Genomic DNA, 12,318 nt, shown 5'->3' with positions numbered 1-12,318 from the left:
CCTTTCTTCGTGACAGGATTAAATTTCGAGTGATTTTGTAGAAGTCATCTCAATCACATCTAAGTAAAATCTCACTACTTGGTCTTCTGTATAAGATTTTCCTTTTTTTAGCCACCAGGTTAGTGTTTCGATAAAATTGGTTACTACAAAATGTTTGAGGTAGGAAGCCGGAATGTTTGGATAGGCCTCTTGCAAGTCCTCCGCTACCATGGGGTAAACATGGTGTTCGAGTTCCTTGTGTAGTTGGCGGAGAAAGTAGTCGTTTTTTGAAAAAAGAAGACTGGTGACATGGTCTTGATTTTTTTGAAAATGTAAAAAGATATGTGCGAGGTAGCCTTCTGTAGTTAAGTGTTCTTCCCTTTCAAAGAGATGATGAAAGAGGTAGCGACAGAGTTCATCTAAAAGCAGCTCCTTGCTATCGTAGTGACAGTAAAAGGTCGAGCGCCCAACATCTGCCAAGTCAATGATATCTTGGACAGTAGTGGCATCATAGCCCTTGTCGTTCAAAACTTGTAAAAAAGCTTGATAAATAGCTTTTTTCGTCTTACTAACCCGACGATCTCTTTTTTGCATATAGACACTTGAGGCAAACTATTCAGAACTGAACAAGGCTGACAGTTTGCTTCTATCCTTTCTTTGGATTTTATTAGATAATACAAATGAAAGAAGTATATATACCTATTATACCAAAGGAGGGAGAGAAATGAGTTCTAAAACATCTATCTGGCTAGCCTTTTTCTTGAATCTATCATTTTCTGTTGTCGAATTTATTTTTGGGGGCATCTTCAATTCAAGTGCTGTATTAGCGGATGCGGTTCATGATTTGGGCGATGCTCTTGCCATAGGTTTATCAGCTTGTTTGGAAACTATTTCCAATCGTCAGGAAGACAAACGTTATACTCTTGGTTATAAACGCTTCAGTCTGCTAGGCGCCATGCTGACTGCCTTGATCCTTTTGACAGGATCTGTCATGATGCTCTTGGAGAATATTCCTCGCCTCCTATCGCCACAGCCTGTCAACTACCAAGGGATGCTGTGGTTGGGAGTTATTGCGATTCTTATCAATCTCTTGGCTAGTCTGATTGTTCGTAAGGGGCGGACCAAGAACGAAGCTATCCTGACCTTGCATTTTTTAGAAGATATTCTGGGTTGGCTAGCGGTCATTCTGGTTGCTGGTGTTTTGTATGTGACAGATTGGTACTTTCTTGATCCACTCTTGTCTCTTTTAATTTCTAGTTTTATCCTCTGGAAAGCCATTCCTCGCTTTTGGTCAACACTTAAGATTTTCTTAGATGCTGTGCCTGAAGGGGTCGAGACTGCCGAGCTAGAGAAAGAGTTAGCAGCGCTAGCTAATGTTAAAAGTGTTAATCAACTCAGTATTTGGTCTATGGATGGTCTAGAAAATGACGCCATTGTTCATCTCTGTTTAGAGGATTGGTCTCAAATGGTAGAGACCAAAGATGCTGTGCGCCACTTGCTACGAGATAGAGGAGTACATAATATCACCATCGAAGTGGATGCCAGCCAAAGCAATCATGCGCAACATAAGCGGAGGATAACAGCCTTAGAGCAGAACCATGGGCATCATCATTAGAAAAGACGACCTCAATAAGAGGTCGTTTTGATATCCTATTGATTCCGTGTACTTTCTCTCAATGTCAGTCTAGTTCCCAGCATAGTCAGACTAGGAATTTTCCGACCATGAAGGACTTCTTTATTAAGGATGTCCATACCTGCTCGGCCCATCTCCTCAGTATAGACTGTGATGCTAGATAGGGGAGGATAGACCTGCTTGGTCAGGCTAGTATCGTTAAAAGAAATGAGACTGACACGATCTGGTAAGCTAATTCCAGCTTCTTGGAGGGCACGGAGGGCGCCGATGGATAAACTATCGCTAGCTGCGAAAAATGCCGGAGGGAGCTGATCACCCAACTTGTGAATGGCCTCCTTCATCAAGTCATATCCAGACTGGGCAGTAAAGCTACCTTGAAAGACTAGTTTATCATGGTAGATACCTTTTGATAGAGAGTAGTTTTTAAAATGTTCTAGACGTTTATCCTGAATGATTTCTTCTTGGTCGGTTGTTTCTTCAAGGCCAGTTAGAATCCCGATACGATCAAGCCCTTGGCTGAGGAAGTGATCGACAACTTGTTTCATGGCAGTGTAAAAATCCGTGATAATACAAGTATGTCCCAGGGAAAGTGTATCGCTGTCTAGAAATACAAGAGGCTTTTGGTATTCTTCAAAGTTAGAGATCTGTGATCGGCTGAACTTTCCAATACAGAGTATCCCGATTACTTCCTCGCTCAGAGTAAAAGGATGGTCGTTAAAATAGCGCAAGATATCATAGTCCAACTCTTGGGCTCTTTTTTCAATCCCTAGACGAATCTGGTAGTAGTAGAGGTCGTCTAGCTCTCCTTGTTCACTGATCCATTGGATAATGGCAATTTTTTGCTTGGGTTTATGGGATTCGCCTGTTTTGAGGTGCTTAGTATAGTCCAACTCTTCAGCGACAGTTAAAATACGATGTCTGGTTTCTTCTGTAACAGATAGACTCTGGTCGCGATTGAGGACACGGGATACGGTCGCGATAGAGACAGAGGCTAGCTGTGCAATGTCTTTTAATGTAGCCATAAATCCTCCTCCTTTTAGGTTAGTATATCATATTTTTCTTCTTTTTACTGATTGTTTAGTAAAATTTTAGTAAAAAGGATTGACCTTGGCAAAAGCCTTGGATACAATAGAAGAAAACGATTACACGTTAAGACGACTTAACGGACAGTCAAAGGAGAATTCATATGACACAACATCTTACTGCTGAAGCCCTTCGCAAAGACTTTCTTGCCGTTTTTGGTCAAGAAGCAGACCAAACTTTCTTTTCACCAGGCCGTATCAATTTGATTGGTGAACACACGGACTATAATGGCGGTCACGTTTTTCCGGCTGCGATTTCCTTGGGAACTTATGGGGCGGCTCGCAAGCGTGACGACCAAGTTTTGCGTTTCTACTCAGCCAACTTTGAGGACAAGGGCATCATCGAAGTTCCTCTCGCTGACCTCAAGTTTGAAAAAGAGCACAACTGGACCAACTATCCAAAAGGGGTTCTCCATTTCTTGCAAGAAGCTGGCCATGTCATTGACAAAGGTTTTGATTTTTATGTCTTTGGGAATATTCCAAATGGTGCTGGCTTGTCTTCATCAGCATCCTTGGAACTCTTGACAGGGGTCGTGGCAGAGCATCTCTTTGATTTAAAACTAGATCGTTTGGATTTGGTTAAAATCGGAAAACAAACAGAAAACAACTTTATCGGAGTCAACTCTGGTATCATGGACCAGTTTGCTATCGGTATGGGGGCTGACCAACGTGCTATTTACCTAGATACTAATACTCTAGAATACAACTTGGTACCACTTGATTTGAAGGACAATGTCGTTGTCATCATGAATACCAATAAACGCCGTGAATTGGCGGACTCTAAATACAATGAGCGCCGTGCTGAGTGTGAAAAAGCAGTGGAAGAATTGCAAGCTGCCTTGGATATTCAGACCTTGGGTGAATTGGATGAATGGGCATTTGACCAATACAGCTACCTAATCAAAGACGAAAATCGTTTGAAACGTGCTCGTCATGCTGTGCTTGAAAACCAACGTACCCTTAAAGCTCAAGCAGCCCTTCAAGCAGGTGATTTGGAAACATTTGGTCGCTTGATGAATGCGTCCCACGTTTCTCTAGAACATGACTATGAAGTAACTGGTTTGGAATTGGATACTCTTGTTCACACAGCTTGGGAACAAGCAGGTGTTCTCGGTGCTCGTATGACAGGGGCAGGTTTTGGCGGCTGTGCCATTGCCTTGGTGCAAAAAGATACTGTTGAGGCCTTTAAAGCAGCTGTTGGTAAACACTACGAGGAAGTAGTTGGATATGCTCCAAGCTTCTATATTGCTGAAGTTGCAGGTGGAACTCGCGTCCTTGACTAGTTAAAAGGAGGCTCTATAGTGACCTTAGTAGATAAATTTGTAACACATATCATTTCTGAAAGTTCATTTGAGGAAATGGATCGAATCTACCTGACCAATCGTGTTTTGGCTCGAGTGGGCGAAGGTGTTTTGGAAGTTGAGACGAATCTGGAGGATTTGATTGACCTCAAGGACCAGTTGGTTGAGGAGGCGGTTCGATTAGAGATGATTGAGGACAGTCAGACTGCGCGTGAAATTCTCGGTGCTGAACTAATGAATTTGGTAACCCCTTGTCCAAGTCAGGTCAATCGTGACTTTTGGGGAACCTACGCCCACTCTCCTGAGCAGGCAATTGCGGACTTTTATCAACTTAGCCAGAAAAATGACTACATCAAACTCAAGGCCATTGCTAAAAATATTGCTTATCGTGTACCATCTGACTATGGAGAACTTGAGATTACCATCAACCTCTCTAAGCCTGAAAAGGATCCAAAGGAGATTGCGGCAGCCAAGTTGGTGCAAGCTAGCAATTATCCCCAGTGTCAGCTTTGTCTAGAGAATGAAGGCTACCATGGTCGAGTTAACCATCCAGCTCGTAGCAATCACCGAATTATCCGTTTTGAAATGGCTGGTCAGGAGTGGGGCTTCCAGTATTCGCCCTATGCTTATTTTAATGAGCACTGTATCTTCTTAGACGGTCAGCATCGTCCCATGGCCATTAGTCGTCAGAGTTTTGAGCGTCTGCTGGCGATTGTAGAGCAGTTTCCAGACTATTTTGCGGGCTCAAATGCCGACCTTCCGATCGTGGGGGGCTCTATCTTGACTCATGATCACTATCAGGGAGGGCGACATGTTTTTCCTATGGAATTGGCTCCTCTGCAAAAGGCCTTCCGATTTGCTGGTTTTGAGCAGGTCAAGGCTGGGATTCTCAAGTGGCCTATGTCAGTGCTACGTTTGACTTCGGATTTCAAAGAAGATTTGATCAACTTGGCTGATAAGATTTTGCAGGAATGGCGCCAGTATTCAGATCCAAGTGTGCAAGTCTTGGCAGAAAGTAATGGAACACCACACCATACCATTACACCGATTGCCCGTAAACGCGATGGTCAGTTTGAGTTGGACTTGGTCTTGCGAGACAACCAGACATCACCAGAACATCCTGATGGAATTTATCATCCCCACAAGGATGTCCAACATATCAAGAAGGAAAATATCGGCTTGATTGAGGTCATGGGGCTGGCTATTTTGCCACCACGTCTGAAAGCAGAAGTGGAACAAGTCGCTAGCTATCTCGTGGGAGAGGGGGATACAGTTGCCTCTTATCATCAGGAATGGGCAGACCAACTCAAAGCTCAACATCCAGACCTAGCGGATAAAGAAAAAGCCCTTGAAATCGTCAAGGACTCTGTGGGTGCTACCTTTGCACGTGTTTTGGAGGATGCAGGGGTGTATAAGCAAACGGAACAAGGACAGGTAGCCTTTATGCGCTTTGTAGAACAGGTAGGAATTTTGCCAGACTAGGAGCTTTCTCCTTGCACAGTCCTATAAAAAGTAGTATCATAGTGTCGTTTGAAATATCAGGAGGAAACAATGAAAGATTTTCATTTTGACGCTATATCTGCCTTTGAAAATTACGAAATAGAAAAAATGAGAGACGGTCATGTTGTGGTGACGACGAAAGTAGTGGACTCGTCGCTCAACTACTATGGCAATGCCCATGGAGGCTATCTCTTTACTCTTTGTGATCAAATTAGTGGTCTAGTGGTCATCTCGCTGGGGCTTGATGGAGTGACGCTCCAGTCCTCTATCAACTACCTCAAGGCAGGAAAACTCGACGATGTACTGACCATTAAAGGAGAATGCGTCCACCAAGGACGTACCACTTGTGTAGTAGATGTCGATATCACCAATCAAGAAGGCAGAAATGTCTGCAAAGCCACCTTTACCATGTTTGTCACAGGCCAGCGGTCAGCAGAAAGACAGGTAAGGATATAAAGTACTGAGAGTTGACCTGCACTCTAAGGGTTAGATATTTTTTGTCGAACTTTTGGAGTGCAGGTTAGTTTTGATTCTCGCAGATGAACCAACCGCTTCACTAGACCCCAAAAACTCTGAGGAATTACTTTCTATCCTAGAATCATTAAAAAATCCGAATCGAACGATTATTATTGCGACCCACAATCCTCTTATCTGGGAGCAAGTGGACCAAGTAACTCGAGTTACCGATTTATCTCATCGATGATAAGAGAACATTAAGTTAGAAGAAAGAGTCACAAATACACTTTGTGGCTTTTTTATTTCCGTAAAAATGGTAAAATAGTAGGAGTAGAAATGGAGTTTGAGACATGAAAGTAATCGATCAATTTAAAAATAAGAAAGTCCTTGTTTTAGGTTTGGCTAAGTCTGGTGAGTCTGCAGCCCGTTTGTTGGACAAGCTAGGTGCCATTGTGACGGTAAATGACGGCAAGCCTTTTGAGGAAAATCCTGCTGCACAAAGTTTGCTGGAAGAAGGGATCAAGGTTGTCACTGGTGGCCATCCTTTGGAGCTCTTGGATGAAGAGTTTGCTCTGATGGTGAAAAATCCAGGGATTCCTTATAGCAATCCCATGATTGAAAAGGCTTTGGCAAAGGGGATTCCAGTCTTGACTGAGGTGGAGTTGGCTTACTTGATCTCAGAAGCGCCGATTATCGGTATCACTGGTTCAAATGGGAAAACAACCACAACGACGATGATTGGGGAAGTTTTAACTGCTGCTGGCCAACATGGTCTCTTGTCAGGGAACATCGGCTATCCTGCCAGTCAAGTGGCTCAAACTGCAACGGCTAAGGACACGCTTGTCATGGAACTTTCTTCTTTCCAACTGATGGGTGTTCAAGAATTCCATCCTGAGATTGCGGTTATTACCAACCTCATGCCCACTCATATCGACTACCATGGTTCTTTTGAGGCCTATGTGGCAGCTAAGTGGAATATCCAAAATAATATGACAGCAGCTGATTTCCTTGTCTTGAACTTTAACCAAGACTTGGCAAAAGAATTGGCTAGCAAAACACAAGCTACCGTTGTACCATTTTCAACACTTAAAAAGGTTGATGGAGCTTATCTGGAAGATGGTCAACTCTACTTTCGTGGGGAAGTGGTCATGGCAGCTAATGAAATCGGTGTTCCAGGTAGCCACAATGTAGAAAATGCCCTTGCGACCATTGCTGTTGCCAAGCTTCGTGGTGTAGACAACCAAACCATCAGGGAAACTCTTTCAGCCTTTGGAGGTGTCAAACACCGTCTCCAATTTGTGGATGAAATCAAGGGGGTCAAATTCTATAACGATAGCAAGTCAACCAATATCTTGGCTACTCAAAAAGCCTTGTCAGGATTTGACAACAGTAAGGTTATCTTAATTGCAGGTGGTTTGGACCGTGGCAATGAGTTTGACGAATTGGTGCCAGATATTACAGGGCTCAAGAAGATGGTTATCCTCGGTCAATCTGCAGAACGTGTCAAACGGGCAGCAGAGAAGGCTGGTGTGGCTTATGTAGATGCGACAGATATTGCTGATGCGACCCGCAAGGCTTATGAGCTCGCGACTCAAGGAGATGTGGTTCTCCTCAGTCCTGCCAATGCTAGCTGGGATATGTATGCTAACTTTGAAGTACGTGGAGATCTTTTCATCGACACAGTAGCGGAGTTAAAGGAATAATATGAAAAAAATTGTCTTTACAGGTGGGGGGACGGTTGGACATGTCACCCTCAACCTTTTGTTAATGCCTAAGTTCATCGAAGACGGCTGGGAAGTTCACTATATTGGTGATAAACACGGAATCGAACACCAAGAAATCCTCAAGTCAGGCTTGAATGTGACCTTCCACTCCATTGCGACTGGGAAGTTGCGTCGCTATTTCTCTTGGCAAAATATGCTGGACGTCTTTAAAGTTGGTTGGGGAATTGTTCAATCGCTCTTTATCATGTTACGACTGCGTCCACAGGCTCTTTTTTCTAAGGGAGGATTTGTCTCTGTACCGCCGGTTATAGCAGCGCGAGTGTCAGGAGTGCCTGTCTTTATTCACGAATCGGACCTGTCTATGGGCTTGGCCAATAAAATTGCCTATAAATTTGCGACTAAGATGTATTCAACCTTTGAGCAGGCTGCTGGTCTCGTAAAGGTCGAGCATGTGGGGGCTGTGACCAAGGTCTCAGACCAAAAAATTCCTGAACCAGATGAATTGGTGGATATCCAAACCCACTTTGATCCTAAATTGCCAACCGTATTATTTGTCGGAGGTTCTGCAGGAGCTCGTGTCTTTAACCAATTGGTGACAGATCATAAGCAAGAACTGACCGAACGCTACAATATTATCAATCTCACTGGAGATTCAAGCCTGAACGAGTTGAGTCAAAATCTCTTTCGTGTTGATTATGTGACGGATCTCTATCAACCTTTGATGGAGATGGCAGATGTGGTGGTGACCCGTGGCGGTGCCAATACGATTTTCGAGCTCTTGGCTATGGCGAAACTCCATCTCATCGTACCATTGGGTCGTGAAGCAAGTCGAGGAGACCAGATTGAAAATGCTGCCTACTTTGTTAAGAAAGGCTATGCAGAAGAACTTCAAGAAAGTGACTTGACCTTGGAAAGCTTGGAGGAGAAACTCAGCCACCTGCTTAGTCACAAGGACCAATACCAAGCTAGCATGAAAGCTTCGACTGAATTGAAATCTCTTGCAGATTTTTACGATCTATTAAGAAAAGACCTAGCATAAGGAATATCAATGTCAAAGGATAAGAAAAAAGAATCAAACCAGAAGCAAGAATTGTCTGAATGGCAGAAACGAAACCAGGAATACTTGAAAAAGAAGGCTGAGGAAGAAGCTGCCCTAGCTGAGGAGAAAGAAAAGGAAAAACAAGCTCGAATGGAGGAAAACTCTAAGATGTTAGAGGAGGCCAAGAAATCCTCGAGTGAGTCAGATGAGGAAGCCTCAAGTACAAGCGAGGAACCCTCCGAGAAAGCTGAGAAAACTCAAAAGGATGATCCTAAAGTCAAAGAAGAAAAAGAAAAGAAGAAAAAAGAAAAATCAGAAAAACCTGCCAAGCCTAAAATTGCTCCTATTCATATTTGGCGAGCTGTGAGTATCTTGGTACCGAGTGTTCTGGTTCTCCTCCTTTCTATCTATCTCTTGACCCCTCTTTCGACTATCAAGCATATCGAGGTTAAGGGAAATGTCCAGACCCAAGCGGATGACATTAAACAAGTTTCTGGGATTCAGGACAGCGACTATACCTTAGCCCTATTGTTGGATAAGGAAACATACGCTGAGCAGATCAAGTCTAATCACTGGATAGAGTCAGCAAAGATTGACTACAAATTTCCGACAAACTTTACGATTGAAGTCAAAGAATTTGAGATTGTTGGCTACTATGTGACAGGTGAAGACCACTATCCAATCCTATCTAGTGGAACAATTGACTCAAGCCCTGTCAACCTTTTGAATCTGCCTGAGACCTACCTAACAGTCACCTTTAACGATGAGCAGCAGGTGAAAGAGCTGATAACAGGATTGTCTACCATCAGTGAGGATATCAAGAGTCAAATCCAGAAAATCGAATTAGCGCCAAGTAAGGCAACTGCTGATCTTTTAAAAATTACTATGCAGGATACAGATGAAATCTTGGTTCCCTTGTCAGAATTGAGTAAGAAATTGCCTTATTACAGCAAAATTAAGCCACAATTGTCAGAACCGAGCTTCATCGATATGGAGGCAGGAATCTATAGCACTAGCCTGGCTGATAAACGTTTAGAAGAAGCTGAGGAAAAGGCTAAACAAGAAGCTAAAGAAGCAGAGAAGAAAAAACAGGAAGAAAAAAAAGCTGAAGAAAAGAAACAAGAATAAGAATCTTCAGTTTTTACTTGACAAGTGTCGTTATAAATAATAGAATAGTAGAAAACTTTTAAAGCAGTCCAGAGAGGCAGCTAAGGTTAGACAGTGAAAGGGTGGAGACTACCCGTTTTTCGTGGAACCTAGCTGCTAGCAGGTTCCTTTTTTTGAGCAATGGACTGTCAGCAAAGAATAGGAGAAAAGAATGCGTGAGAGTCGCCCAGTCATTGCTCTGGATTTTCCAAGTTTCGAGGAAGCCAAAGAATTTTTAGCTCTTTTTCCAGCAGAGGAAAAACTCTATGTCAAGGTAGGAATGGAAATCTACTATGCAGTAGGTCCCGAGGTTGTGCGTTATTTAAAATCATTGGGACATAGTGTTTTTTTGGATCTCAAGTTGCATGATATTCCAAATACGGTCAAGTCAACCATGAAAATCTTGTCAAGTCTGGGTGTCGATATGACCAATGTTCAGGCTGCAGGTGGACTTGAGATGATGCAGGCCGCGCGTGAAGGCCTTGGTGATCAAGGGATTCTTATCGCGGTGACCCAATTGACCTCAACATCCGAGGAACAGATGCAAGACTGTCAAAATATCCAAACTAGTCTGCAAGAATCAGTGATTCACTATGCTAAGAAAACAGCTGAAGCTGGATTAGATGGTGTTGTTTGCTCAGCCCAAGAAGCCCAACTCATCAAGGAGGCGACAAACGAAGATTTTATCTGCTTGACACCAGGTATTCGACCAGCAGGTGCTGAAGCAGCGGATCAAAAACGCGTAGTGACCCCTGGTCAAGCCTATCAAATCGGTAGTGATTACATTGTAGTAGGCCGTCCTATCACACAGGCAGAAGATCCTGTGGCAGCCTACCATGCTATCAAGGAAGAATGGACACGCGATTGGGTCTAAAGCGTATTTGATTATAGATTTAAGGATAAGAAGGAGTATACCATGACACTTGCTAGAGACATTGCTAGCCATCTATTGAAAATTCAAGCGGTTTATCTCAAACCAGAAGAGCCTTTCACTTGGGCATCTGGTATCAAGTCACCTATCTATACGGATAATCGTGTGACCCTAGCTTACCCGGAAACTAGAACTTTGATTGAAAATGGTTTTGTGAATGCTATCAAAGTAGCCTTTCCAGAGGTTGAAGTGATTGCAGGAACTGCGACAGCAGGGATTCCACACGGAGCTATCATCGCGGACAAGATGAACCTACCATTTGCTTATATCCGTAGCAAACCAAAAGACCACGGAGCAGGCAACCAAATCGAAGGTCGTGTAGCCCAGGGGCAAAAAATGGTAATTGTAGAAGATCTGATCTCAACTGGTGGTTCAGTTCTCGAAGCGGTAGCAGCTGCCAAGCGTGAAGGAGCAGATGTTCTCGGTGTAGTAGCTATTTTTAGTTATCAATTACTAAAAGCAGATAAGAACTTTGCAAACGCAGGTGTGAAACTGGTGACTCTCTCAAACTACAGCGAGCTCATCCACCTAGCTCAGGAAGAAGGCTACATCACACCAGAGGGATTGGATCTCTTAAAACGATTCAAAGAAGACCAAGAAAATTGGCAAGGATAGAGAAATTCATTTCTTAGATTTTGATGGAACTGATGCATAGCATCAGTTCTTTTTAATTGACAAATGTAGATTTATGGAGTATACTAATAACTGTAATCGACAAATGTAGATTTAGGAGGTGTGATTATGCAGATTTCAGATGCAGAATGGCAGGTCATGAAGATTGTTTGGATGCAGGGCGAACAGACCAGTAGCGATTTGATCAGGGTTTTGGCAGAGCGGTTTGACTGGTCCAAGTCTACAGTTCAGACTCTTTTGGCTCGTTTGGTTGAGAAAGAATGTTTAACTAGAAAAAAAGAGGGCAAGTCCTTTGTCTATTCAGCCCTTTTAACACTAGACCAAAGCCGAGACTTGCTTGTCCAAGATATCAAAGACAAGGTTTGTTCTCGTAGGATTAAGAACTTGTTGGCTGATTTGATTGCCGAATGTGATTTTACTCAGGCTGACTTGGAAGACTTGGAAGCTGTGATTTCTGAGAAAAAAGCTAGCGCTGTAACAGAAGTAAAATGTAATTGTATGTAAAGGAGACGTCATGTTAAATAGTATTGTAACCATTATTTGTATTTCCCTTATCGCGTTTATCTTGTTTTGGTTTTTCAAAAAGCCTGAAAAATCTGAACAAAAGGCCCAGCAAAAAAAGGGCTACCAAGAGATTCGAGTGGAAGTCAAAGGGGGCTATACGCCTGAGTTGATTATTCTTAAGAAATCAGTGCCAGCCCGTATCGTCTTTGATCGCAGGGACCCTTCACCCTGCCTAGATCAGATTGTTTTCCCAGATTTTGGAGTGCATGCGGACTTGCCTATGGGTGAAGAGTATGTAGTGGAAATCACACCTGAACAGGCAGGAGAGTATGGTTTCTCTTGTGGCATGAATATGATGCACGGTAAGATGATTGTAGAATAGGAGAATGA

At 43.1% G+C, this 12,318-nt stretch carries 13 protein-coding genes and 1 pseudogene; 12 read left to right on the top strand and 2 right to left on the bottom strand.

The annotated features are described in order from the left end of the window. Positions 1-18: 18 nt before the first annotated feature. Entirely contained in the window at positions 19-573 is a 555-nt protein-coding gene (locus D8801_RS08750) for a TetR/AcrR family transcriptional regulator (protein ID WP_125849247.1), read from the bottom strand. 130 nt (positions 574-703) lie between these two features. Between D8801_RS08750 and D8801_RS08745 the strand changes: the two genes are divergently transcribed. Beyond that, complete coding sequence (locus D8801_RS08745) at positions 704-1,594, top strand: cation diffusion facilitator family transporter (protein WP_125849245.1); 891 nt, start codon at positions 704-706, stop codon at positions 1,592-1,594. A gap of 35 nt (positions 1,595-1,629) precedes the next feature. Here D8801_RS08745 and galR read toward each other — a convergent pair whose 3' ends face one another. Then, complete coding sequence (gene galR, locus D8801_RS08740) at positions 1,630-2,634, bottom strand: DNA-binding transcriptional regulator GalR (protein ID WP_125849243.1); 1,005 nt, start codon at positions 2,632-2,634, stop codon at positions 1,630-1,632. A 164-nt stretch (positions 2,635-2,798) separates the two neighbouring features. Between galR and D8801_RS08735 the strand changes: the two genes are divergently transcribed. From D8801_RS08735 to D8801_RS08685, 11 genes and pseudogenes are all read left to right on the top strand, one after another. Then, on the top strand, positions 2,799-3,977 hold the full coding sequence (locus tag D8801_RS08735; RefSeq protein WP_125849241.1) for a galactokinase: 1,179 nt from the start codon (positions 2,799-2,801) through the stop codon (positions 3,975-3,977). Positions 3,978-3,995: 18 nt separating this feature from the next. Further along, entirely contained in the window at positions 3,996-5,477 is a 1,482-nt protein-coding gene (locus D8801_RS08730; RefSeq protein WP_125849239.1) for a UDP-glucose--hexose-1-phosphate uridylyltransferase, read from the top strand. 69 nt (positions 5,478-5,546) lie between these two features. After that, complete coding sequence (locus D8801_RS08725; protein WP_125849238.1) at positions 5,547-5,951, top strand: PaaI family thioesterase; 405 nt, start codon at positions 5,547-5,549, stop codon at positions 5,949-5,951. Between the two features lie 70 nt (positions 5,952-6,021). Further along, positions 6,022-6,198 (top strand): annotated as a pseudogene (locus tag D8801_RS08720) (AAA family ATPase); the annotation flags it as partial. A 103-nt stretch (positions 6,199-6,301) separates the two neighbouring features. Next, positions 6,302-7,654 carry a UDP-N-acetylmuramoyl-L-alanine--D-glutamate ligase gene (gene murD / locus D8801_RS08715; protein WP_125849234.1) on the top strand — a complete coding sequence of 451 codons (1,353 nt, stop codon included), beginning with the start codon at positions 6,302-6,304 and terminating at the stop codon, positions 7,652-7,654. 1 nt (position 7,655) lies between these two features. Then, positions 7,656-8,714, top strand: a complete 1,059-nt coding sequence (locus tag D8801_RS08710; RefSeq protein WP_125849232.1) for a UDP-N-acetylglucosamine--N-acetylmuramyl-(pentapeptide) pyrophosphoryl-undecaprenol N-acetylglucosamine transferase — start codon at positions 7,656-7,658, stop codon at positions 8,712-8,714. Between the two features lie 9 nt (positions 8,715-8,723). Further along, entirely contained in the window at positions 8,724-9,842 is a 1,119-nt protein-coding gene (locus tag D8801_RS08705; RefSeq protein WP_125425051.1) for a cell division protein FtsQ/DivIB, read from the top strand. Between the two features lie 190 nt (positions 9,843-10,032). Then, positions 10,033-10,734, top strand: a complete 702-nt coding sequence (gene pyrF, locus D8801_RS08700; RefSeq protein WP_001209287.1) for an orotidine-5'-phosphate decarboxylase — start codon at positions 10,033-10,035, stop codon at positions 10,732-10,734. A gap of 42 nt (positions 10,735-10,776) precedes the next feature. Further along, the gene (gene pyrE, locus D8801_RS08695) at positions 10,777-11,406 is read left to right on the top strand and encodes an orotate phosphoribosyltransferase (protein ID WP_125849230.1); all 630 of its coding nucleotides are present in this window, start codon (positions 10,777-10,779) and stop codon (positions 11,404-11,406) included. Between the two features lie 126 nt (positions 11,407-11,532). Continuing rightward, positions 11,533-11,928, top strand: coding sequence for a CopY/TcrY family copper transport repressor (locus D8801_RS08690; protein WP_125849228.1), 396 nt, complete (start codon positions 11,533-11,535; stop codon positions 11,926-11,928). A gap of 10 nt (positions 11,929-11,938) precedes the next feature. Continuing rightward, on the top strand, positions 11,939-12,310 hold the full coding sequence (locus tag D8801_RS08685) for a cupredoxin domain-containing protein (protein ID WP_125849226.1): 372 nt from the start codon (positions 11,939-11,941) through the stop codon (positions 12,308-12,310). The last annotated feature ends 8 nt before the right edge of the window (positions 12,311-12,318 follow it).

The organism is Streptococcus oralis, from assembly GCF_003943415.1.
Classification (GTDB): domain Bacteria; phylum Bacillota; class Bacilli; order Lactobacillales; family Streptococcaceae; genus Streptococcus; species Streptococcus oralis_BJ.
This window is presented reverse-complemented; position numbering and strand designations above follow the sequence as displayed.